At 73.2% G+C, this 22,376-nt stretch carries 22 protein-coding genes; 13 read left to right on the top strand and 9 right to left on the bottom strand.

The genetic code is table 11. The features are described 5' to 3' along the window. Together VIW71_RS00640 and VIW71_RS00635 are read right to left on the bottom strand one after the other, a co-directional pair. On the bottom strand, positions 1 to 1,335 hold a 1,335-nt coding region (locus tag VIW71_RS00640), incomplete at its 3' end, for an inorganic phosphate transporter (RefSeq protein WP_331619779.1). Between the two features lie 126 nt (positions 1,336 to 1,461). After that, the gene (locus tag VIW71_RS00635; protein WP_331619778.1) at positions 1,462 to 2,853 is read right to left on the bottom strand and encodes an NAD(P)/FAD-dependent oxidoreductase; all 1,392 of its coding nucleotides are present in this window, start codon (positions 2,851 to 2,853) and stop codon (positions 1,462 to 1,464) included. Positions 2,854 to 2,999: 146 nt separating this feature from the next. On the opposite strand from VIW71_RS00635, the gene VIW71_RS00630 reads away from it, so the two are divergent. The 6 genes from VIW71_RS00630 (at position 3,000) to VIW71_RS00605 (ending at position 9,699) form a co-directional block, all read left to right on the top strand. Next, positions 3,000 to 3,665 carry a class II aldolase/adducin family protein gene (locus tag VIW71_RS00630; RefSeq protein ID WP_331619777.1) on the top strand — a complete coding sequence of 222 codons (666 nt, stop codon included), beginning with the start codon at positions 3,000 to 3,002 and terminating at the stop codon, positions 3,663 to 3,665. Between the two features lie 95 nt (positions 3,666 to 3,760). Continuing rightward, positions 3,761 to 4,876, top strand: a complete 1,116-nt coding sequence (locus VIW71_RS00625) for an alpha/beta hydrolase (RefSeq protein ID WP_331619776.1) — start codon at positions 3,761 to 3,763, stop codon at positions 4,874 to 4,876. 54 nt (positions 4,877 to 4,930) lie between these two features. Continuing rightward, positions 4,931 to 6,379: a hypothetical protein gene (locus tag VIW71_RS00620; protein WP_331619774.1), complete on the top strand. Its 1,449-nt coding sequence runs from the start codon at positions 4,931 to 4,933 to the stop codon at positions 6,377 to 6,379. Positions 6,380 to 6,550: 171 nt separating this feature from the next. Next, positions 6,551 to 8,149: an ABC-F family ATP-binding cassette domain-containing protein gene (locus VIW71_RS00615; RefSeq protein WP_331619773.1), complete on the top strand. Its 1,599-nt coding sequence runs from the start codon at positions 6,551 to 6,553 to the stop codon at positions 8,147 to 8,149. 413 nt (positions 8,150 to 8,562) lie between these two features. Further along, entirely contained in the window at positions 8,563 to 8,784 is a 222-nt protein-coding gene (locus VIW71_RS00610; RefSeq protein ID WP_177246478.1) for a helix-turn-helix domain-containing protein, read from the top strand. Between the two features lie 123 nt (positions 8,785 to 8,907). Further along, complete coding sequence (locus VIW71_RS00605) at positions 8,908 to 9,699, top strand: enoyl-CoA hydratase/isomerase family protein (RefSeq protein WP_331619769.1); 792 nt, start codon at positions 8,908 to 8,910, stop codon at positions 9,697 to 9,699. 286 nt (positions 9,700 to 9,985) lie between these two features. On the opposite strand, the gene VIW71_RS00600 is transcribed toward VIW71_RS00605, so the two are convergent. Beyond that, positions 9,986 to 10,744, bottom strand: a complete 759-nt coding sequence (locus VIW71_RS00600; protein ID WP_331619768.1) for a nucleopolyhedrovirus P10 family protein — start codon at positions 10,742 to 10,744, stop codon at positions 9,986 to 9,988. A gap of 134 nt (positions 10,745 to 10,878) precedes the next feature. Between VIW71_RS00600 and VIW71_RS00595 the strand changes: the two genes are divergently transcribed. From VIW71_RS00595 to amaP, 5 genes are all read left to right on the top strand, one after another. Next, positions 10,879 to 11,370: an Asp23/Gls24 family envelope stress response protein gene (locus VIW71_RS00595; protein WP_331619767.1), complete on the top strand. Its 492-nt coding sequence runs from the start codon at positions 10,879 to 10,881 to the stop codon at positions 11,368 to 11,370. 122 nt (positions 11,371 to 11,492) lie between these two features. Next, on the top strand, positions 11,493 to 11,681 hold the full coding sequence (locus VIW71_RS00590) for a hypothetical protein (protein ID WP_331619766.1): 189 nt from the start codon (positions 11,493 to 11,495) through the stop codon (positions 11,679 to 11,681). Continuing rightward, positions 11,681 to 12,052 (top strand): Asp23/Gls24 family envelope stress response protein, encoded by a 372-nt coding sequence (locus VIW71_RS00585; protein WP_331619765.1) that lies wholly within the window; start codon positions 11,681 to 11,683, stop codon positions 12,050 to 12,052. Before VIW71_RS00590 ends, VIW71_RS00585 begins: the two co-directional genes overlap by 1 nt. A gap of 5 nt (positions 12,053 to 12,057) precedes the next feature. Further along, positions 12,058 to 12,750 (top strand): DUF6286 domain-containing protein, encoded by a 693-nt coding sequence (locus tag VIW71_RS00580; protein WP_414720616.1) that lies wholly within the window; start codon positions 12,058 to 12,060, stop codon positions 12,748 to 12,750. A gap of 10 nt (positions 12,751 to 12,760) precedes the next feature. Further along, positions 12,761 to 13,357 carry an alkaline shock response membrane anchor protein AmaP gene (gene amaP / locus VIW71_RS00575; protein WP_331619762.1) on the top strand — a complete coding sequence of 199 codons (597 nt, stop codon included), beginning with the start codon at positions 12,761 to 12,763 and terminating at the stop codon, positions 13,355 to 13,357. Between the two features lie 21 nt (positions 13,358 to 13,378). Here the strand turns inward: amaP and VIW71_RS00570 are convergent, their stop codons facing one another. The 6 genes from VIW71_RS00570 to VIW71_RS00545 all read right to left on the bottom strand — a co-directional run bounded on the left by VIW71_RS00570 (position 13,379) and on the right by VIW71_RS00545 (position 20,045). Then, positions 13,379 to 15,166 carry a glycoside hydrolase family 15 protein gene (locus tag VIW71_RS00570; protein WP_331619761.1) on the bottom strand — a complete coding sequence of 596 codons (1,788 nt, stop codon included), beginning with the start codon at positions 15,164 to 15,166 and terminating at the stop codon, positions 13,379 to 13,381. An 82-nt stretch (positions 15,167 to 15,248) separates the two neighbouring features. After that, positions 15,249 to 16,070, bottom strand: coding sequence for an SURF1 family protein (locus tag VIW71_RS00565; RefSeq protein ID WP_331619760.1), 822 nt, complete (start codon positions 16,068 to 16,070; stop codon positions 15,249 to 15,251). A gap of 118 nt (positions 16,071 to 16,188) precedes the next feature. After that, positions 16,189 to 16,440 carry a hypothetical protein gene (locus tag VIW71_RS00560; RefSeq protein WP_331619759.1) on the bottom strand — a complete coding sequence of 84 codons (252 nt, stop codon included), beginning with the start codon at positions 16,438 to 16,440 and terminating at the stop codon, positions 16,189 to 16,191. Positions 16,441 to 16,773: 333 nt separating this feature from the next. Next, the gene (locus VIW71_RS00555) at positions 16,774 to 17,790 is read right to left on the bottom strand and encodes a DEDDh family exonuclease (RefSeq protein ID WP_331619758.1); all 1,017 of its coding nucleotides are present in this window, start codon (positions 17,788 to 17,790) and stop codon (positions 16,774 to 16,776) included. Positions 17,791 to 17,910: 120 nt separating this feature from the next. Then, the gene (locus tag VIW71_RS00550) at positions 17,911 to 19,467 is read right to left on the bottom strand and encodes a S8 family serine peptidase (RefSeq protein WP_331619757.1); all 1,557 of its coding nucleotides are present in this window, start codon (positions 19,465 to 19,467) and stop codon (positions 17,911 to 17,913) included. 368 nt (positions 19,468 to 19,835) lie between these two features. Further along, positions 19,836 to 20,045, bottom strand: a complete 210-nt coding sequence (locus VIW71_RS00545) for a hypothetical protein (RefSeq protein WP_331619756.1) — start codon at positions 20,043 to 20,045, stop codon at positions 19,836 to 19,838. 238 nt (positions 20,046 to 20,283) lie between these two features. Here VIW71_RS00545 and VIW71_RS00540 point away from each other — a divergent pair, with 238 nt between their 5' ends. Together VIW71_RS00540 and VIW71_RS00535 are read left to right on the top strand one after the other, a co-directional pair. Further along, complete coding sequence (locus VIW71_RS00540) at positions 20,284 to 20,724, top strand: DUF485 domain-containing protein (protein ID WP_414720615.1); 441 nt, start codon at positions 20,284 to 20,286, stop codon at positions 20,722 to 20,724. Continuing rightward, complete coding sequence (locus VIW71_RS00535; RefSeq protein WP_331619754.1) at positions 20,721 to 22,343, top strand: solute symporter family protein; 1,623 nt, start codon at positions 20,721 to 20,723, stop codon at positions 22,341 to 22,343. Before VIW71_RS00540 ends, VIW71_RS00535 begins: the two co-directional genes overlap by 4 nt. The last annotated feature ends 33 nt before the right edge of the window (positions 22,344 to 22,376 follow it).

The following is a 22,376-nucleotide window of genomic DNA, read 5'->3' as shown; positions in this document are numbered from 1 at the left end:
GGGGGGCGCGGGGCGCGGTGAGGTGGTGGTGTCGGCGGCGGGCGGCGCCGCGGTACCAGTCGAGGCCGGGGCCGCGGGGTGCCGCGGGGCGGTGCCCGCAGGGCCGGGAGCCGCGGTATCCGCTGAACCGGCGGCCGGGTGCGCCGGAGCGGTTCCGGGGGCGTCGGCGGGCGCCGCCGACGGCTCGCCGTCCTCGGCGGGCGCGAGCACCTCGCTGCCCCGGGGCTCCGCGGGAAGGTCGTTGACGTTGGCGTGCGTGACCGGCCGCCGGCGGGACGCCGTACGGATCGCGGCGCACGCGGCGACGCCGAGGACCGCGACGGCGGTCACGCCCCATGTGCCCCGGTCGGCCAGGAGCGCGGCGCCGGCCGCGACCATACCCGCGGCCGGGAGGGTCAGCGCCCACGCCGCGACCATCCGACCCGCGGTGCTCCACCGCACCACCGCACCCGTGCGGCCGAGCCCCGCGCCCAGCACCGAGCCGGAGGCGACCTGCGTGGTGGACAGGGCGAAGCCGAGGTGCGAGGAGGCGAGGATGGTGGCCGCGGCGCCGGTCTGCGCGGCGAACCCCTGCTGCGGCTGGATGTCGGTCAGGCCCCGGCCGATGGTGCGGATGATCCGCCAGCCGCCCAGGTACGTGCCGAGCGCGATCGCGCTGCCCGCCGAGACGATGACCCACAGCGGCGGGTCGGAGTGCGGGGCGATGACGCCGCCGGTGATCAGGGCGAGCGTGATGACGCCCATCGTCTTCTGCGCGTCGTTGGTGCCGTGGGCCAGGGAGACCAGGCCGGCCGAGGCGATCTGCCCGGCGCGGTAGCCCTTGGAGGTCGCCTCGGGGTCGGCGCCGCGGCCTACGCGGTAGGTGAGCCGGGTGGCGAGCGTCGCGGCCAGGCCCGCCACGACGGGCGCGGCCACGGCCGGGATGAGGACCTTCATGACCACCGCGTCGCCGTGCACCCCGTGCGTGCCGACCGAGACCAGGGTCGCGCCGATGAGGCCGCCGAAGAGCGCGTGCGAGGAACTGGACGGCAGTCCGGCCAGCCAGGTGAGCAGGTTCCAGACGATCGCGCCGACCAGACCGGCGAAGATCACCTCCGGTCTGATCCCGGCGGACTCGTCGACGATGCCGCCGGAGATGGTCTTGGCGACCTCCACCGAGAGGAACGCGCCGACCAGGTTCAGTACGGCGGACATGGCCACCGCGGTCCTGGGCTTGAGTGCGCCGGTCGAGATGGTGGTGGCCATCGCGTTGGCGGTGTCGTGGAAACCGTTCGTGAAGTCGAACACGAGTGCGGTGGCGATCACGAGCCCGATCAGGAGCGTGATGTGTTCCATGGACCCAGACATTCGTTTGATCCGACAGTGGCCAGGCGACCGTACGGATCATGGGTGAACGGAAGGTGAACTGGGGGCGGATTCGCGATGCCGGCGCGAACCGTGGTTGAACGGTGGCCGAACAGTTCAGTGCCGGGCGGAGATCCGGTCCGCGTACCGCGCCACCGGATCGGTGGCCGCGCTCCGGCCGGCCAGCTCGCGGCGGTCCGCCGTGCGGTAGGCCGCGTACAGGCCGCGTACCCCCGCCCACCGGAACGGCTCCGGCTCCCAGCGCCGTACCCGGTGGCCGACCCACGGCAGCGCGGTCAGCTCGGTGCGCTGCCCCTGCCCGGAGTCCAGCCGCACCAGGTCCCGCAGGGTGCGCGCCGCCAGGTTGGCGGTGGCCACCCCGCTGCCGACGTAGCCGCCCGCCCAGCCGAGCCCGGTCGTACGGTCGAGGTGCACGCTCGCGCACCAGTCCCGTGGCACCCCGAGCACGCCCGACCACGCGTGGTCGACCGCCACCCCGGCCGTCGCGGGGAAGAACCGCACCAGGATCTCCCGCAGCGCCTCGACCGTCGCCGCCCGCGTCCGCCCGTCGTTGTCGGTACGGGAGCCGAAACGGTACGGCACCCCGCGCCCGCCCAGCGCGATCCGCCCGTCCGCGGTGCGCTGCGCGTACATGTACGCGTGCGCCATGTCGCCCAGCGTCTCGCCGCCCTCCCAGCCGATCGTCGCCCAGATCTCCGGCGGCAGCGGCTCGGTCACGATCATGGAGGAGTTCATCGGCAGCCAGGTGCGCCGCTGACCCTTCAGCGACGCGGTGAAGCCCTCGGTGCAGCGCAGCACGTAGGGCGCGCGGACCGTGCCGTACGGGGTGACCGCGTGCTTCGGGCGGATCTCGGTGACCGCGGTGCCCTCGTGGATGGTCACGCCGAGCCGTTCCACCGCCGCGGCCAGGCCCTGGAGCAGTTTCACCGGCTGCACCCGCGCTCCGTGCGGCGTCCAGGTGCCGCCCACCGTGCCCGCCACCCGCACCCGTCGGGCCGACTCGGCGGCGCTCAGCAGCACGCGGTCCTTCTCGCCGAACGCCGTCTCCGCCTCGTGGTAGGCCCTCAGCCGCGCCAACTGGGCCGGGTTGTACGCCACTTCCAGCACCCCGCCGCGGTGGATGTCCGCGTCGACGCCCTCCTGCGCGGCGACCCGGATCACCTCGTCCACGGTGTCGTTCATCGCCCGCTGGAGCGCGAGCGCGGCCTCGTACCCGTGCATGCCGGCGTACCGGTCGCGGCCCGCGATGCCGTTGTAGAGCCACCCGCCGTTGCGGCCGGAGGCGCCGTACCCGCAAAAGCGCGCCTCCAGCACGGTGATCCGCAGGAAGGGCACCGCCTGCTTCAGGTAGTACGCCGTCCACAGGCCGGTGTAGCCGCCGCCCACGATCACCACGTCGGCATCCGCGTCGCCCGGCAGCGGTTCGCGGGGAACCGGGACGCCGATTCCCGCGTACCAGAAAGAGATGCCGCCGTTGACGGTGGTCATAATGCTCCTGCGGTGCGTTTGCCCGGTGGGTGGTGTGCGGGACGCTACTTCCCGCTCCGAGCACACGGCAATGTCCACCCTGTGACCGAGAGCCGGAACACGCCACCAGCCGGCCAGCCGGCACCCCGACCAGCAAAGGACGCGCGGTGCGTGACGCAGTGGAGAAAGCCTGGTCGGAGGTGGTGGACACGGCACGCCGCACGGTCTCCGACGGCCTGGTGGTCGGTACCTCGGGCAACGTCTCGGCCCGGGTCGGCGACCTGGTGCTCGTCACGCCGACCGGGGTCCCGTACCACCGGCTCGGACCGGACGACGCGGTCGCCGTGGACCTGGAGGGGCGGCAGGTACGCGGCGAGCTGCGGCCCACCAGCGAGCTGCCCACCCACCTGGCCGTCTACCGGGCGACCCCGGCCCGCGCGATCGTCCACACCCACGCCCCGCACTCCACCGCCGCCTCCACCCTCGTCGGCAGGCTTCCCGCCATCCACTACATGACAGCGGACCTCGGCGGCCGTGTCCTCACCGCCGGCTACGCCCTGTACGGCAGCGACGCACTGGCCCAGGCCGTGCTCCGGGCGCTGCGCGACGGCCGCACCGGCTGCCTGATGCGCAACCACGGCGCCCTCACCTACGGCGACACCCTCGACCAGGCGTACGACCGTACGGCGCAACTGGAGTGGATGTGCCGGGTGTGGCTGCTGGCCAGGTCGGCCAACGACACGGGCCGGGCGGCGACCTTGTCCAACCGGGAGCTCCACAAGGCCCGGGAGAAGCTCAAGGGGTACGGGCAGAACGGCGGACCGCTGAGCTGACACCCGGCTGACACCAGGCCTTCACCTGGGCTTTCGCCACCCGATCGCCGTGGCCCTCTGGCCACACCGCCGCTGTCCGCCCACACTGGGAGGCGATGCGCCTTCGATTCGCGGTGGCCGCGGCGGCCACGACGGTGGTGGGTGCCGGGACGGCCGCGTTGGCGGCCGGCCGGTACGGGTCCCGCTTCGCCCTCAAACCGTCGGTCGCGGGCCCGCCGCCCGAGGGCCTGATCGCCGTCCATTCCGTCACCCGCGACCGCGTTGTCCTCACCCGCACCGGGGCCACCGCCCGCAGGGGCGTGTACGGCCTGGTCGGCATCGGTGTGCACGCGACCGTCGGCGCGGTCACCGAGCAGACCGCGTACTCCGTGACCCGCCGGCTGCTGCGGGTCCAGCAGGGCGCGCTCGGCGGCGGCGGATTCGTCCGGACGACTCCGCAGGCGTACTGCGGCGACCCCGGCAGCGCGCACGGGCTGCACTTCACCGACGTCGAGGTGCCCGGCGAACTCGGGCCGCTGCCCGCATGGTTCCTGCCCGGCGCCCGTGCCACCTGGATCATCGCCGTGCACGGCGTGGGCGCCACCCGCGAGCAGGTGCTGAACGTCCTGCCCGCCCTGCGCCGCTTCCGCTTCCCGCAACTCGTCCCGGCCTACCGCAACGACCCCGGCGCCCCCTCGTCCCCCGACGGCATCGGCCACCTCGGCGACACCGAGTGGCGCGACCTCGACGCGGCCATGCGCTACGCGGTCGACCACGGTGCCCGGCGGCTGATTCTCTACGGCTGGTCCACCGGCGCCACCATGGCGCTGCGCGCGCTGAACCAGTCCGCGGTACGCGACCGGGTCGGCGGTCTGGTGCTGGACTCCCCGGTGCTGGACTGGCGGTCCACCGTGAAGGCGGCCGTCACAGCGCGTGGTCTGCCCGCCGCCCTCACCCCCCTCGCGGTACGCGCCGCCGAGGGCCGCACCGGACTGCGCGCGGCCCGGCATTCCGACGCCGCCGTACCGTCCGCGATCACCGTCCCCACCCTGATCGTGCACGGCCCCGACGACGCCTTCGCGCCCTGGGCCGCGTCCCGCGAACTCGCCGAGGGGCGGCCCGACATGGTGGCCTTCCACAGTGTGCCCGGGGCGCCCCACGCGGCCATGTGGAACGCCGATCCGGACACGTACGAGGAACGGCTGCGGCGCTTCCTCACGCCGCTCATGTGAGCGGGGTCGCGTGCGCGTTTGGGAATCTGGGCACCCAGCGGACACACTTCTCCAGTGACGTCCCGTAGCCCGCGAGACACTCCGATCCGCCTCGTCCCCCGCCGGCCTCTCACGGCCGCCCGCCGGACCGCCACGACGCGCAGGTCCCGACCTCCGCGCCCGCCCGAGGGCACGCCCTCGGTACCCGAACTCGCCCGCCTGGCCAGGGCCGAACTCGCCGACGCCGTACGGCTCGCGCGCTGGGCGGGCACCGGGCCCGGCACCGCGGGGACGACCGGCATACTGCCCGACACCACCGTCCGTCTGGCCGCCGACGACCTCGGCCTGACGCCGGGCCAGATCCGTACCCACTGGGACCGCGCCCGGCTGGCCGGACTGGTCGAACTGCACGACGGCACCGCCCGCCCCGGCTGGCGGCTGCGCGCCTGGGACAACGACGACACCGCGGTACTGCGCGGCTGGGTCGCACTGTTCGACGCCTGGTCGCTGGCCCACCCCTTCCTGCCCGGGTTCCTGCCCGGCGGCGAGGCGGGAGCCGACGCCGACCGCGGACCGGACCCCGAGGCGGGACCGGACCAGACGGCCGGCCCCGGCCCCGCGCCCGGCCCCGACCCCGCCCTGGTCGCCGAAGTCATCGAAGCCGCACCCCAGTTGCTCTCCTTCCTGCACCTGTCCAACGGCCCCGAGCCGATCGACGCCCTGCTCGACCTGCTCCGCCAGCGGGTGGCCGAACTGCGCACCGAGCGCCACGAGCCGCCCGCCGACGGCGACCCGCTGCCCGCGCTGCTCGACTGGACGCTGGAGGCCGCCACGCTGGTGGGGGCGCTCCGCCCCCGCGACCCGCTGCGCCCGGACGAGGTGGCCCTGACCGCGCTGGGCAGTTGGGCGGTCTGGGTCAAGCTGGAGCAGATCTGCGTGGCCGCGCAGGGACCCGCCGGGCACATGGAGCAGTCCGCCGAGACCATGCTGCGCGCCTGCTCCCGGCTCTCCCCGGGCCCGGCCCGCGCCGAGTACCGGGCCTGGCTTGCCGCCCGGCCGGTGGCGCTCGCCGTCGCCGAACTCCTGGACACCGCGCGCGGCGACGACGCCCTGCTGCGCGGCCTGGCCTTCGAGGCGCTGCGGGTGGTCGGCGACCCCGCCGAGGCCGCGGTACGGGCCGTGGTCGCCGAACCGACCCTGCGCCCGTACGCCGTGCTGTGGCTGGCCGAACTCGACGGCGGCGATCCGGACACCGCCACCGGGCTGCTCACCCGCGAGGAGGCCACCTGGCTGTGGGTCGACACCGCCGCCGCCGTCGCCGACCACGGCGAGGACCACCTGTTGGTCAGTCATCTGGAGACCGCCGTCCAGGGTTCGGTCCCCGGGTTGCTGGAGGAAGTGCGCAACGTCGGCCACCCGCGCACCGTGCAGGTCCTGGTGGCGCTGGCCGCCGCCCACCCCGACCCGGCCCTGGCCAAGGCGATGCGCCGGGCGGCGTTCCAGGTCCACAACGGGGAGGCGTGACGCGCGTCGACCCGGGGATGTGAGGTACCCCACACCTGTCCGGCTTGGGACGGTAAGGCCGTTGCCAGGCGCCAGTAGACTGGGCGCCATGGCAGTTTTCCTCCTCGATTAGCGGCGGCGTACGACCTCGACGCCCCCCGACTGTCGTCCGTATGCCCTGGAGCTTTTCCCGTGATCACTGCCACCGGCATCGAGTTGCGCGCCGGCGCCCGCATCCTCATCGAGTCCGCCTCCTTCCGGGTCGCCAAGGGCGACCGCATCGGCCTGGTCGGCCGCAACGGCGCCGGCAAGACCACCCTCACCAAGGTGCTGGCCGGCGAGGGCCAGCCGGCCGCCGGCAGCGTCACCCGCTCCGGCGAGGTCGGCTACCTGCCGCAGGACCCGCGCACCGGCGACCTCGACATCCTGGCGAGCGACCGCATCCTGTCCGCCCGCGGCCTCGACACCGTGCTGCGCAAAATGCGCGAGAACGAGGAGCGGATGGCCAACGGAAAAGGTGCCACCCGTGACAACGCGATGAAGAAATACGCGCGCCTGGAAACGGAGTTCCTCACCAAGGGCGGGTACGCCGCCGAGGCCGAGGCCGCCACCATCGCCGCCGCGCTCGGCCTGCCCGACCGCATCCTCGGCCAGCAGTTGCACACCCTCTCCGGCGGCCAGCGCCGCCGGGTGGAACTGGCCCGCATCCTGTTCTCGGACGCCGACACGCTGCTGCTGGACGAGCCGACCAACCACCTGGACGCCGACTCCATCGCCTGGCTGCGCGACTACCTGAAGACGTACCGCGGCGGATTCATCGTCATCTCGCACGACGTCAACCTCATCGAGACGGTGGTCAACAAGGTCTTCTACCTGGACGCCAACCGCTCCGGGATCGATGTCTACAACATGGGCTGGAAGCTCTACCAGCAGCAGCGCGAGGCCGACGAGAAGCGCCGCAGGCGCGAGCGCGCGAATGCGGAGAAGAAAGCCGCCGCGCTGAATTCGCAGGCCGACAAGATGCGTGCCAAGGCCACCAAGACGGTCGCCGCGCAGAACATGGCGCGCCGCGCGGAGAAGCTGCTGTCCGGCCTCGAAGAGGTCAGGCAGTCCGACAAGGTGGCCAGGCTGCGCTTCCCCGAGCCGGCGCCGTGCGGCAAGACCCCGCTGATGGCGTCCGGGCTGTCCAAGTCCTACGGCTCGCTGGAGATCTTCACCGATGTCGACCTGGCCATCGACCGCGGCTCGCGGGTGGTCATCCTCGGGCTGAACGGCGCCGGCAAGACCACGCTGCTGCGGCTGCTGGCCGGGGTGGAGCAGCCCGACACCGGCGAGGTGACCCCGGGCCACGGCCTCAAACTGGGCTACTACGCCCAGGAGCACGAGACGCTCGACCCGGACCGCACCGTGCTGGAGAACATGCGCTCGTCCGCGCCGGACACCGATCTGGCCGAGATCCGCAAGATCCTCGGCTCGTTCCTCTTCTCCGGCGACGACGTGAACAAGCCCGCGGGGGTGCTCTCCGGTGGTGAGAAGACCCGGCTGGCGCTCGCCTCCCTCGTCGTCTCCAGCGCCAACGTCCTGCTGCTGGACGAGCCCACCAACAACCTCGACCCGGCCAGCCGCGAGGAGATCCTCGGCGCGCTGCACACCTTCACCGGCGCGGTGGTGCTGGTGACCCACGACGAGGGCGCGGTGGAGGCACTGCAACCGGAGCGGATCATCCTGCTGCCGGACGGCGTCGAGGACCTGTGGGGCCAGGAGTACGTGGACCTGGTGGCGCTGGCCTGAGCGGGACGGACCCCGGACGGGCGGCCGTCGGCGCCGGACCCCGGCCGGAGGGCCGCCCACCGCCGGGTGATCACTCGGAGTCGATCGTTCGGCCCATCACTGATCCTTCATCTGCGTGAGTCGGGCTGGTACCGGGGCGGTGCGCGGCGGCGCCGCGCCCGGGCCGGCCGTGATCAGTGGCGTGACGTCGGTAAACTCCTTACCACCCGCGGCTGACCTGCCGGTACTCACCGACGACGGTTCTCCGCGCCGAATTACCCGGGTGGGAATGCGGCGCCGACCCCCTTGCCCGGGCCCTATCTCGGCATTCCTGTTGCGAATGTCCCATGACGGACCTTGTCGAATGGGTGGCCAGGAGCGCGCTTAGGGGTGATCATGAGAGTCCATAGCGCACTTCCCTGGAGGAGGCACGGGTGGCCGAGACTCTGAAGAAGGGCAGCCGGGTGACCGGCGCCGCGCGCGAGAAGCTCGCGGCAGACCTGAAGAAGAAGTACGACTCCGGTGCGAGTATCCGTGCCCTGGCCGAGGAGACCGGCCGCTCGTACGGGTTCGTGCACCGGATGCTCAGTGAGTCCGGCGTGACCCTGCGCGGTCGCGGCGGTGCGACACGAGGCAAGAAGGCCACGGCGGCCTGACCGGCCCGACTGGCCGGGCATCTGCCTCCCGACCCCGGACACCTTCCGTCCCCGGAGTTCCGGCGCTCCGACCGCCTGGTTACTCTTCGGTAATCATGTCCGTGGTCCGCTCGGAGGTGCCCGATGCCCGAAGACAACACCCTGCTCGACCGTGACGGAGTGCGGCTGACCGTCGAGGGCGCCGTCGCCCATGTCACCTTGTGCAACCCGGCCAGGCGCAATGCGCAGTCGCCCGCGCTGTGGCGGGCGCTGGTCGAGGCGGGGCGGCTGCTGCCGGGACAGGTGCGGGTGGTGGTGCTGCGCGGCGAGGGCGTGTCCTTCTCCGCGGGGCTCGACCGGCAGGCGTTCACTCCCGGGGGTTTCGACGGCGAGCCGTCCTTCCTGGATCTCGGCCGGGCTCCGGAGAAGGAACTCGACGCGACCATCGAGGAGTACCAGGAGGCGTTCACCTGGTGGCGGCGCACCGATCTGATCACGGTCGCCGCCGTCCAGGGCCATGCGATCGGCGCCGGATTCCAGCTCGCCCTCGCCTGTGACCTGCGGGTCTGCGCCGACGACGCCCAGTTCGCGATGCGCGAGACCAGCCTCGGCCTGGTGCCCGACCTCACCGGCACCAAGCCGCTGGCCGAGCTCGTCGGCTACGGCCGGGCGCTGGAGATGTGCGTCACCGGGCGTTTCGTCCGCGCCGAGGAGGCCGAACGCACCGGCCTGGCCAACCTCGTCGTGCCCGCCGCGGAACTCGGCGCCGCCGTCGCCGACCTGGTCGCGGCCCTGGTCGCCCCGCCGCGCGACGCGGTCAACGAGACCAAGGCTCTGCTGCGGTCCGCCGCCGGCCGCACCGCGACCGAGCAGTTCGCCGCCGAACGCTCGGCGCAGGGCCGCCGCCTGCGGGACCTGGCCGGGTTGGGGGAGTGACGCTGCGCCCGGTCGGGGGCGCGGGGAACTGCGGGCTCGGCCGTGACGAAGGCGCACCCGGCAGTGCTCCGGTCTCGCCGAGCCGGATTCCGTTCGTCGCGGGATGCGGCCCGGTGGGGGCTGGTCGCGCGGTTCCCCGCGCCCCTGCGGGGCGCACCCCCGGGGTTACCCGGGCCGCACCCCGCCGGTTCCCCGCACCCCGCCGGTTCGCCGCGCCCCTGCCGGAGCGCACCCCGGTTCCGCCGGGCCTCGCCCCGTCGGTTCCCCGCGCCGCCCCTGCGGGGCGCTACGCGTCCGTCACCACCACGGCCGCCGTCACCGGTCCCGGGGCGCCGGGTTCGGCGGCGGCCGTGGTGGCCGCGAGCACCGCACGGGCCACGTCCAGCGCCACCCGGCCCGGCGCCACCGCGATCTGCGCCAGCACCCGGCGGCCGGGGGCGCCCTCGTCCGCCGACGTGTCCAGCACTCTCAGGCCAGGACCGAGCCCGGCCAGCCGCCGGGTCAGGCCCAGCACCCCCGGTACCGCCCGCGCCGCCGCGTCGATCACCTCGGCGGCGCCGGGTTCCGCGCTGCCCGGCATCGCCTCCACCGCGTCGTCCGGGGTGTCGGAGGTCGGAGGCCCGTCGTCCGCGGCGTCGGACATCGGCGGCCCGTCGTCCAGCAGCCCGGTCACCCGCAGGTCCACCGCCGTCACCCGCAGCCCGAGCAGGTCCTGGGCGGCAGTCCACAGCGCGTCGCGCACCCGGTGCGCCGCGAGCGGCAGCGGCTCGTCCGGCACGGCCTCGAATCCGGCGTCGATCCGTACCGGCAGGTGCGGCAGCGCGCCGACCGGGGCCGCCGCCGGGACGGTCGCCGAGACACCGTCCGCCAGGGCCACGCCCACCGCGCCGAGCCGTATCCCCGGCAGCGCCGCGCAGGTCCGCCGCATCACGCACACCACCGCTTTCTCCGTGATCCAGACCGCGTCGTCCGGGCCTCCGAGGGGAAGGAGCCGTCCCAGGGCGACCTGCTCCCGTACGGTGCGGGTCAGTCGGTCCATGGTCACCGGGCATCGTCCTTACTGGGCCGACCACTCGAATGGGGGGTCGGCGGTACCCACTGGCCGCATCCCCGCAGCGGAGCGGAGCGCGCGCACCTAGTGTGGGACACGGAGCAGCCCAGACGAAGGGACGACTCGCGATGACCGACACCGCGCAGTACGACCGGTCGCAGCCCGAAGGCTCGACCGAGGGCAGGACACTGGAGAAGGGCGCGCCCGGGGGTCGCAGGGCGCTCGGGGACCCGGCCACCCGCGGGCGTACCACGATCGCCGACGGCGTGGTGGAGAAGATCGCCGGACTCGCCGCCCGGGACGTGGTGGGTGTGCACGCCATGGGGACCGGTCTGGCCCGCACGTTCGGCGCGGTGCGCGATCGTGTGCCGGGCGGCGGCCGTTCGGTGACCCGGGGCGTCAAGGCAGAGGTCGGCGAGGTACAGGCCGCGATCGACCTGGACATCGTGGTGGATTACGGGGTGTCCATCGTCGAAGTGGCCCGTGCGGTGCGGGAGAACGTGATCGCCGCGGTGGAGCGGATGACCGGTCTGGAAGTGGTCGAGGTCAACGTCGCGGTCGGCGATGTCAAGCTGCCCGACGAACTCGATGAGGAAGAGCGTGAGCAGCGGGTCCAGTAGCGTGCGCGGGTCGGCGTGGTCCGGATCGGATCGGAGGCGGTCCGGCCGGCGGCCCGGTGGTGGTCCATCCGTCGCGCACACTCGTGCGGACGGCGATGGCTGATGGGGACGGAGAGCGCAGGATGAGCATGGCGGTGATCGGCCTGGTCGTCGGGATGACGCTGGGTTTCGCCGGGTACTTCGGCGGCTTCGGAGCTTTTCTGCTGGTGGCGGCGCTCGGCGCGGTCGGCTTCGTGGCGGGCAAGTTCATCGACGGCGACCTCGAACTGGGAGACTTCTTCCGCTCGCGCGACCGTGACAGGCGGCGTTGATGGCGGAGGCCCTTCCCTCCCAGTTGCCCGCCGGGGAGCGCGGCGGCCTGCGCATCGCCGACCGGGTGGTGGCGAAGATCGCCGCCCAGGTGGCCGGTGAGGTGCTGTCCGGCGCGCCCGGCGCCGAACTGGTGCCGCGCGACGCCCGCCCGCACGCCTCGGTCTCGCTGCGCAAGGACACCGCCCGGCTGCGGATCACCCTCGAACTCGGCTACCCCGTCGACATCGGCGCGGTGTGCGGTACGGTCCGCGGCCATGTGACACGCAGGGTCGAGGCGTTGACGGGTATGCAGGTACCCGAGGTGGCCGTGGAGATCGAGCGGCTGCACTCCGCGGCGGCGCGCCGCGGCGACGAGGGGAGGGTGCGGTGAGCCACATCGAACCACCGGCCGGAGCCGAGGGGCCCGAGCCCCGGCCCGGACCCCCGCCCGAGGGCGAACCGGCCGAGGTGAGCGTCGACAAACGCCCCGAGCCCGCCGCCGTCGAGCCCTACGCGCTGACCTCCGACGACCTCGCCCCGGTCCGGGCCCGCCGCTTCTGGTCCAGCCGCCGCGTCCCCGCCGCCCTCACCGCCGCCGCGGTCTTCGCTCTCACGGGCCTGTTCCTCTACGACATCGCGTCCGTGCGCGCCGACCGCAGGGCGATGCGCTGGCGGACCGAGCTCGCCGAGGAACTCGCCACCCGCCACCTGGACGACGTGTGGATGCTCACCGGCGCCGCGGTGGCCGCCGCGCTCGGCCTGTGGCTGATCGTGCTGGCCGTCACCCCCGGCGAGCGCCGGCTGCTGCCGATGACCCGTCGCGGCGCCGCGGGCGTACGCGCCGCCCTGGACCGGCGCGCGGCCGAACTGGTGCTGCGCGACCGGGCGATGGAGGTCCCCGGCATCCGCTCGGCCCGGATCGCGGTCCGCCGCCGCCGGATCAAGGCCCGCGCCACCTCCCACTTCCGCGAACTGGACGAGGTACGACGGGACGTGACCGCCGTGCTCGGCGACACCGTCCGACAGCTCGGCCTCGCCAAGCCGCCGTCCTTGAGCGTGCGCGTCCGGCAGGCAGACGAGAAGGGGTGAGGGAAGGATCATGCGCACCGTCGTCAACCGGGTCCTGCTGGGGCTGATCGGCCTGCTGCTGCTCGCCGTGGGCGTGTCCGTCCTGATCGGCGGCCTCGACCTGCAACGCCACTGGAGCTTCACGATGCCGTCCTCGTGGCCGTTCACCGGCCCCGACGACGTACTGCTCACCGCGCGCGACCGCACCCGCTACCGCTCGGACGGCTGGTGGTGGCCGGTGGTCTTCGCCGGGCTCGGCGCCCTCTTCCTGGGCTCCCTGTGGTGGCTGATCGCCCAGTTCCGCACCCGGCGGCAGCGCCAGGTCCGGGTGGACAGCGGCGACGGCCAGGGTGCACTGCTGCGCGGCCGGGCGCTGGAGGGCGTCCTCGCGGCGGAGTCCGAGGCGTACGAGGGCGTGGGGTGGGCGCACGCCGTGCTGGTCGGCCGGCGCGGAGCCCCCGAGGCCCGCCTCGTCCTCGGTCTCGCCCCCCACGCGACCCCCGGTGAGGTGGTGGCGGCCCTGGACACCGCGGTCCTGGAACGCGCCCGCACCTCGGCGGGCCTGGCCGCGCTCCCGGCCGAGGCGCGGCTGCGGGCGGTCAAGCACCGCCCGAGCCGGGTGAGCTGACGCGGGGAGCCCGGTGCGGGCTCACTCCCTGCCGTTCTGCATGCCCGACAGGGTCAGCGCCGTGTTGACCAGGCCGATATGGCTGAACGCCTGCGGGTAGTTGCCCAGCAGCCGTCCCGCCACCGGGTCCCACTCCTCCGCGAGCAGTCCCACGTCATTGCGCACGGTGAGCAGTCGCTCGAACAGCGCCTTCGCCTCGTCCGGCCGGCCGGTGGCGTGCAGGGCGTCCGCGAGCCAGAACGAACAGGCGAGGAAGGCCCCTTCGCCGCCGGGCAGTCCGTCCACACTGCCGGAATCGGGCGTGTAGCGCCGGACGAAACCGCCGTGGTCCAGCTCGCGCCGCACCGCCTCCACCGTGCCGACCACCCGCCGGTCGGTGGGCGGCAGGAAACCGACCTGCGGTATCAGCAGCGTCGCCGCGTCCAGCTCCTTCGAGCCGTACGACTGGGTGAAGGTGTTGCGCGCGGGGTCGTACCCCTTCTCGCACACCTCGGCGTGCACCTGGGCGCGCATCGAACGCCAGCGGGCCAGGTCGCCCCGGAGCCCGGGCTGCGCCTCCAGGGTCCGCACCGCGCGGTCGGCGGCGACCCACGCCATCACCTTGGAGTGCACGAAGTGCCGCCGCCGGCCGCGTACCTCCCACAGGCCCTCGTCGGGTTCGCGCCACTTGGACTCCAGGAAGTCCATCAGGGCGCGCTGGAGGTTCCAGGCGTGCGCCTCGTCGTCGAGGCCGCGTTCCCTGGCCAGGTGGAGGGAGTCCAGCACCTCTCCGTAGACATCCAACTGGAGCTGGCCGGCCGCCGCGTTGCCGACCCGGACCGGGACGGAGCGCTCGTACCCGCCCAGCCACGGCACCTCGTACTCGGGCAGCCGCCGCTCGCCCGCGATGCCGTACATGATCTGCAGGTCGGCGGGGTCGCCGGCGACCGCCCGCAGCAGCCAGTCCCGCCAGGACCTGGCCTCGTCCAGGAAGCCGCTGGCGATCAGCGCGTTCAGGGTGAGGGCGGCGTCCCGCAGCCAGCAGAAGCGGTAGTCCCAGTTGCGCACCCCGCCGATCTCCTCCGGCAGCGAGGTCGTCGCGGCGGCCACGATGCCGCCGCTGGGCGCGTACGTGAGCGCCTTGAGGGTGATCAGCGAGCGCAGCACCGCCGACCGCCACGGGCCGTCGTACCGGCACCGCGCCGACCACGCCTGCCAGTCCTCCAGGCTCTGTTCGAGCGCGATGTACGGCTCCGCGCGGCGTGGGCGCTTCTCGTGCGAGGGGTGCCAGGTCAGTACGAAGGCGATCCGCTCGCCCGCGGCGACGGTGAAGTCCGCGTAGGTGCGCATGTCCCTGCCGTACATCGGCACCGGCGGTTCGCTGCGCAGCCAGACCGAGTCCGGGCCGGCGATCGCCACCCGGTGGTGGTCGGTGCGGCGCACCCATGGCACGACGGTGCCGTAGTCGAAGCGCAGCGCCAACTCGCCGCGCATGGCGACCTCGCCGGAGACACCCTCCACGATCCTGACCACGTCGGGTGCCCGGTCCCGCTGCGGCATGAAGTCGGTGACCTTGACGGTGCCGGTGGGCGTCTCCCAGAGCGTGTCCAGTACGAGGGTGTCGCCGCGGTACGCGCGGCTGGAGCAGGATGTCGCGCCGACCGGGGCGAGCCGCCAGCGGCCGTTGTCCTCGTCGCCCAGCAGCGCGGCGAAACACGCGGCGGAGTCGAAGCGCGGCAGGCACAGCCAGTCGACGGATCCGTCCTTGCCCACCAGCGCGGCGGTCTGCAGATCGCCGATGAGCGCGTAGTCCTCAATGCGTCCTGGCACGTTTCCGCCTCGCCGCCTTCGTGTCGGAGGTGCCTTGCGCGCACAGCGCGCGCTTCCGTGCACAGGGTGCGCCAACGGCCGGTCAGACCGCCACCGGAACGCTGCCTTCGGGCTCCTGCGGACTGTCCGGGCGGTCCTTCTTCGCCCGGTTCGCCAGTATTTCGGCGCGCTCGCGGCGCACCAGCACCACCCAGCCGACCGGCACCATCGCGGAGAACAGCCACCACTGGATCGCGTACGCCATGTGCGGGCCGATGCTGCTGTGGTCCGGCTCCGGGATCGGCTCGGGCTGCGGGCCGCCGGGCCGGGGCGCGGTGGCCGCCAGCTCCAGGTACCCGCCGACCAGCGGCTCGGGCACGTCCTTGGCCACCTCGGCACCGCTGATCAGCATGATCTGACGGGGCGGCAGCCCGTGCCGGTCGCGGATGCCGGTGGCACCGGTGGTCTCGTCGGGCCGCAGCCGCCCGGTGACGGTGACCTCGCCGGAGGGCGGCGCCGGGATCTTCGGGAAGTGCGTGAGATCGTCGCCGGGGGAGATCCAGCCGCGGTTGACCAGCACCGCGCGGCCGTCGTCCAGCACGAACGGGGTGATCACGTGGTAGCCGATCCGCTGGCCGTCGGCGGCGGTACGCTGCCGGGCCACGACCTCGTGCGCGGGGTCGTAACGGCCTTTCGCGACGACCGGCCGGTACAGATCCCTGTGCGGGACGACGGCACCGGGCCGGGTGACCGACTCGACCGGCACCGGGGGGGCCGTGAGGCTCGCCGCGATGATCTTGTTGTTCGCCACCCGGTGCTCATGGCGGTGGAGCTGCCAGTAACCCAGCCTGACCATCACGGGGATCAGTACCAGGCCGAGCAGGGTGAGCAGCACCCACGGGCGGGACAACAGGAAGCGGTACACCCCACGACGGTACAACTCGGTCTCGGGGTGCCGACGGGTAGGGGCCCGGGTCGGGGGTACGGACCCCGCGGGTCCGGGGGCTTCCGGGCCGGAGACGAGCGGGCGGCGAACGCGGGGCTCAGGCGGGGGTGGGGCTGCCGGTGTGGTCGACGATGCCGGTGCCGCCCTCGGCCTTGGCACAGTGGCCGCAGCAGTACCAGCGGCCGTCCACCTCCACCCCGTGGCCGATGATCTGCACCCGGCAGTGCTCGCAGATCGGGGCCATACGGTGGATGGCGCACTCGAAGCTGTCGAAGACGTGCACCGCGCCCTGGGCGTGCACCTCGAAGCTCATGACGTAGTCGTTTCCGCAAACCTCGCAACGGGCCATGACGCCCAGGCTGCGGTCCCGGACCCCCGGGAGCAACGCGCCGCGGGGCGAGTCGCCCCCGGTCCACCCGATCAGCGGGTCCGCCTCATCGCGGCCTGCTCGCCTCCGGCCGACCCTCTGTCCGCAGGTCCCTCCGGACGAAGTCCGGGGGAGGTCCTCGTCGTACGGCCGGTCCCCCCGCCTCCTTCTCCTCGTCTTTCGGCAGGGGCGGTCGGTCGGTCTTCCTGCTCGCTCCCCGCGCGGGTGACCTCGTTCCTCGGCCGCCCACCCCGGGAGCTCGGGCGTCAGCCCTCCGCGGGCCTTCGACTCGCCGGCTGCACGGCGTACCGCACGTCAGCCGTGGACACCGGGGGCGGGCCGGACCGCTTTCAGGAGTTCGGCGAACCGGTGCTCGTCGATGACCGGGGTGCCCACCTGGCGGGCCTTGACCACCTTGGTGGTGGGGGAGCCGGGGTCGTTGGTGACCAGGACGCTGGTGAGCCGGCTGACCGAGGAAGCCACGTGCAGGCCGGCCTCGGTGGCCCGGTCCTCCAGCAGCTCGCGGTCTGTGCCGGTGTCGCCGGAGAAGGCCACCCGCATGCCCTGGACCAGCGGGCCGCCGGGGGCCAGCCGCCCGGGATTGGGGTACGGGCAGGCCGGCCGTCTGCGGGCCGGGCGCCAGCCGGAGCGGTAGCCGGAACCGTAGAGCGCACCGTGGCGCGGCGCGGGCACCGCCGGCTGGTCCGTCCACTCGGTGAGCGGGCGGCAGGTGTGCAGCGGCAGCGGCAGCTCGGCCGCAGCCGCGAGCCGCAGACTCGGCCGGAACGCCTCGGCCAGCACCCGCGCGTCGTCCAGCGCGTGGTGCGCCCTGCGCTGCACCACCCCGTAGTGCGCGGCCAGCGACTCCAGCCTGTGGTTGGCCAGCGGCAGCCGCAGCTCCTTGGCGAGCACGATGGTGCACAGCCGGTGCTCGACCGGCGCGCTGGAGCGGGCGCGGGCGTACTCGCGGGCCAGCATCGACCAGTCGAAGACCGCGTTGTGCGCCACCAGCACCCGTCCCGCGAGCCGTTCGGCGAGGTCGGCGGCGATCTCCGGGAAGAGCGGGGCGTCGGCGAGCATCGCGCTGGTCAGCCCGTGGATCCACACCGGGCCCGGGTCGCGCTGCGGGTTGACCGGGGAGTACCAGTGGTCCTCGACCTCGCCGCGCGCGTCCAGCCGGTAGACCGCGGCGGACACGATCCGGTCGTCCCGGCCGAGTCCGGTGGTCTCCACGTCGACCACGGCATACCCCTCGGGGTAGTCCGCGGGCCACGGGCTCGGCAGGGAGGGCCCGGCAGGGGCAAGTTGCGGCTCGGTGGGATTGTCCAGCATGGTCACTGAGAATACGGGGCGCCACCGACAGGGCACCGCCGGCTCCGTCTCCCGCGGGGTCGGGGGGTTGTGCGGTAGGGGGTCAGGACCGGCGTCCCGTCCCCCTACCGGCGGTGCGGACTACTTGGTGACCGCGTCCAGCGCGTCCACGATTCCGGAACCGTAGAAGCTGTTGTACGCCTTCGGTCCGGTGCAGGTGGCGTTCTGCACGCCGTCGCCGTCCGGGTCGTACAGGCCGGTCGGGCAGCCGGGGTTGTCCGCCTGCTTCTTGAGCAGCGCCAGGATCGCCCGCGGAGTGGCGTTCGGGTGCGTGCTCTTGAGCAGTGCTGCGACGCCGGCCACGTGCGGGCTCGCCATCGACGTGCCCTGCAGGAAGCCGTACCTGCCGTCGGTCAGCGTCGACAGGATGCGGCCGTTGCCGGACGGGGTGGCCGGGATCTGGTACCGGTCACCGCCGGGCGCGCCCACGTCGATCACCGAGTAGCCGTAGTTGGAGTAGTACGACTTCAGGTTCCGCACACCGGTCGCCGAGACGGTGACGACGCCGGGGAGCTGGGTCGGGATGTCCCAGCAGGTGTGCGGGTCGACGGTCCGGGTCACGGCGGGGGAGTCGTCCGGGCTGGAGGTGTCGACCAGGGCGTGCGAGTCGAGGTCGTGGTTGCTGTTGCCCGCCGAGGCGACGTTGAGCACGCCCTTGCCCGTCGAGTAGTCGGCGGCGCGGCGCACGGCGTCCACGATGGCCCGCTGGTCGGGGTCGCCCAGGCAGTTGTAGAGCCACGGGTCGATGTAGTAGCTGTTGTTGGTGACCTCGATGCCGTGGTCGGCGGCGAAGACGAACGCGCAGACCACGCTCTCCGGGTAGAAGAGCGCGGTACCCGGCTCGCTCACCTTGATCGCCGCGACCTTGACGCCGGGCGCGACACCGGCCACGCCGACGCCGTCACGCGCGGCGGCGATCGAACCGGCCACGTGGGTGCCGTGGTAGTCCGACGCGGAGTCCCACGGGCGCCAGGCGCCGGGCGTGGTGTCCGCGACGCCGCCGACGCAGTTCGCCGACTGGGCGGCGGAGAAGTTCGCGGCGAGGTCCGGGTGGGTGTCGTCCACACCGGTGTCGATGACGCCGACGGTCACCTCGGAGCTGCCGGGGTTGATCGCCGCGGCCTTGTCCGCGCCGATCGCCCGCAGGTCCCACTGGTCGGCCTCCAGCGGCTCCTGACCGGCCGTCGCGGCGGCCGCCGCCTTGGCGGTCTCGGCGGCGGTCAGCAGCTCGGGCGCGCCCAGCTCGGTGGTGGAGGCCGGCGCGATCGCCGCGGTCCTGGTGGCGCCCGCGCTCTTCACGCCGTGCACGTGCCGCATGGTGGCGCCGAAGTCCGGGTTGGCGGAGTGCACGACGATGACGCCTATCCGGTCGTAGGCGATCACCACCTGGCCGCCCGCGTCGGCGATCGCCGCCTCCACGGACCTCAGCGTGTCCGCGCCGCCCTTGGTGTTCACCACGTACGAGAGCAACGGCCCGTCGGCGCGCGGAGCTTCGCCGGCGGTCTGCGCCGTCGCGGTGCCGGGGAGGACGGCGAACGCGACCGCCATCGTCAGGCCGGCAGTGGCGGCGAGGGCGCGCCGTCTCCCCGTCAGCCCGACCGGCCTGGGGGTGCCCCCACGCCAGGAGTGCGGAGCCATGGGATCTCCAATCGTCCATTGGACCCGGCCCTTACCTCATTCGGGTGAAGGGCACTCAATGGCGGGGTCGCCATCGAACGGGTACATGAGGACGGAAACTAGCCGTGAACGGGCCCCGGCAGCAGGAGTTTGCCGTAGGTCGCCCGGAATTTGCCGCCTGCGGCGGATGGTTCGGCGAGCGCTGACGGCGGTTCGGCCACGGGGTGACGGCTGTTTCGGCCAGGAGCGGGGGTCTTACCGGTCGGACTCAGCGGCCCCGCGGAGGGCTGACGCCCGCACTCCCGGGGTGGGCGGCCGAGGAACGAGGTCACCCGCGCAGGGAGCGAGCAGGAAGACCGACCGCCCGCGGGGCCCGTACCGGGCTGGGCTCAGCCGCGCGGACGGTCGTACCGCAGGGACTCGATGCTCAGCAGCGGCAGCCGGACCCGGGCGGAGTGCCAGCCCTCCGGTGCGGTCGCGGCCACCCGGGCCGGCCGGGGCGGTACCGCTGCCACCGCCACCGGCAGCGTGGTGCTCCCGTACGGCCTGCGGGCGGGGAGCTGGGGCTCGGACGGCGGCGGGGGCGGTGAGGTGTTCACGCGGTGGTCCTCGGTGCTGCGGCGGCGGACGGAGGGGTGCGGCGGCCTACGGGCAGGGGTGCGACCGCCTGACGCGCTGTCCAACGAACCGGCCGGGCGGCGGTGTCGCCCCGGTCCCACGACACGTCAGTTTCAACTACCGCCCCTCTGTTGCACTCCTTTTCTTGCCTTTATCATGCGGAACCGCGTACATGTGACGCACATCACGTCTCACTGTCCCCTGCCGTCCTACGGGCAGGTGGGGGCACCCCCACCTGGAGGTCCCGTGGATTCACCGGCACCCCACGCCGACGCGGCCGTCTACGCCGAGGTGGAGGCGAGCGAGGAGTTCCGCGAACTGCGGCGCTCCTCCCGGGTGTTCGCCTTCCCGGTCACCCTCGCCTTCCTCGGCTGGTATCTGCTGTACGTGCTGCTCTCCAGCTTCGCGGACGGCTTCATGTCCACGAAGCTGGTCGGCCACCTCAACATGGCGTTCTTCCTCGGCGTCGCCCAGTTCGCCACCACCTTCCTGATCGCCTGGCTGTACGCGCGGTACGCCGACGCCCGGCTCGACCCGCGGGGCGCGCTGCTGAAATCCCGGATCGAGAACGGCGGCCGGGCACCGGCGGCCGAGCCCGTACCGCCGACCAGGCCCGCCGCTCCGCCCATCACCGCCGCCACCCCCGAGGAGACCGTATGAGCGCGCACACGATCACCCTCGCCGCCGGGGCGGGCGACCACCGCTCGCTGATCATCACCCTCTTCTCGGTCTTCCTGGCCGTGACGCTCGGCATCACCGTCCGGGCCGGCCGCCGGACCAAGGACGCCACCGACTTCTACGCCGGCGGCCGGGGCTTCACCGGACTCCAGAACGGCCTGGCCATCTCCGGCGACTACATGTCGGCCGCGTCCTTCCTCGGCATCGCCGGATCCATCGCGCTGGCCGGCTACGACGGCTTCCTGTACTCCATCGGCTTCCTGGTCGCCTGGCTGGTGGCGCTGCTGCTGGTCGCCGAACCGCTGCGCAACTCCGGCCGGTTCACCATGGCCGACGTGCTCGCCTTCCGGCTCAGGCAGCGCCCGGTGCGCACCGCCGCGGGCACCTCCACCATCGTGGTGTCGGTCTTCTACCTGCTGGCCCAGATGGTCGGCGCGGGCGCGCTGGTGTCGCTGCTGCTCGGCGTGCACGGCGACGGGGCCAAACGGCTGATCGTCGCCCTGGTCGGCGTGGTGATGGTGCTCTACGTGACGATCGGCGGCATGAAGGGCACCACCTGGGTGCAGATCGTCAAGGCGGTCCTGCTCATCGCGGGCACCTTGCTGATCACCGTCCTGGTGCTGAACAAGTTCCACTGGAACCCGTCCAGCCTGCTCGGCGCCGCCGCCGACCGCAGCGGCAAGGGCTCGTCGTTCCTGGAACCCGGCCTGAAGTACGGCATCGACACCACCAGCAAGGTCAACTTCATCTCGCTCGGCCTCGCGCTCGTCCTCGGCACCGCCGGGCTGCCGCACATCCTGGTGCGCTTCTACACCGTGCCCAGTGCCAAGGTCGCGCGGAAATCGGTGAACTGGGCGATCGGCATCATCGGCTCCTTCTACCTGATGACCATCGCGCTCGGCTTCGGCGCCGCGGCCCTGGTCGGCCACGAGGCGATCGTGAAGAGCGACAAGGCGGGCAACACCGCCGCCCCGCTGCTCGCCGAGAAACTCGGCGGCGGCTCCGGCACCACCGGTGGCGCGATCCTGCTCGCGGTGATCTCCGCGGTCGCCTTCGCCACCATCCTCGCCGTGGTCGCCGGACTGACCCTGGCCTCCTCCGCCTCCTTCGCGCACGATCTGTGGGCCAACGTGATCCGGCGCGGCAAGGTGACCGAGAAGGGCGAGGTGGCCACGGCCAAGATCGCCGCCGTGGTGATCGGCACGGTCGCCGTCGTCCTGGGCATGTACGCCACCAAGCTGAACGCCGCCGCCCTGGTCGCGCTGGCCTTCGCCGTGGCCGCCTCGGCGAACCTGCCGACCATCCTCTACAGCCTGTACTGGAAACGCTTCACCACCGGCGGCGCCACCTGGTCGATCTACGGCGGCCTGGTCTCCTCCGTGGTACTGGTGGTCTTCTCCCCGGTGGTCTCGGGAGCGGACGACGCGCTCTTCGCCGGCAGCGACTTCCACTGGTTCCCGCTGACCAACCCGGGCATCGTCTCCATCCCGCTCGGCTTCCTGCTCGGCTGGCTCGGCACCGTGCTCTCACGCGAGCGGCCGGACACGGCCAAGTACCAGGAGCTGGAGGTCCGCGCGCTGACCGGAGCCGGCGCGCACTGATCCCCCGCGCGGGCGGCGCGGGGGCCGCGCGCC

This window comes from Streptomyces sp., assembly GCF_036524955.1.
Taxonomy (GTDB): domain Bacteria; phylum Actinomycetota; class Actinomycetes; order Streptomycetales; family Streptomycetaceae; genus Actinacidiphila.
This window is presented reverse-complemented; position numbering and strand designations above follow the sequence as displayed.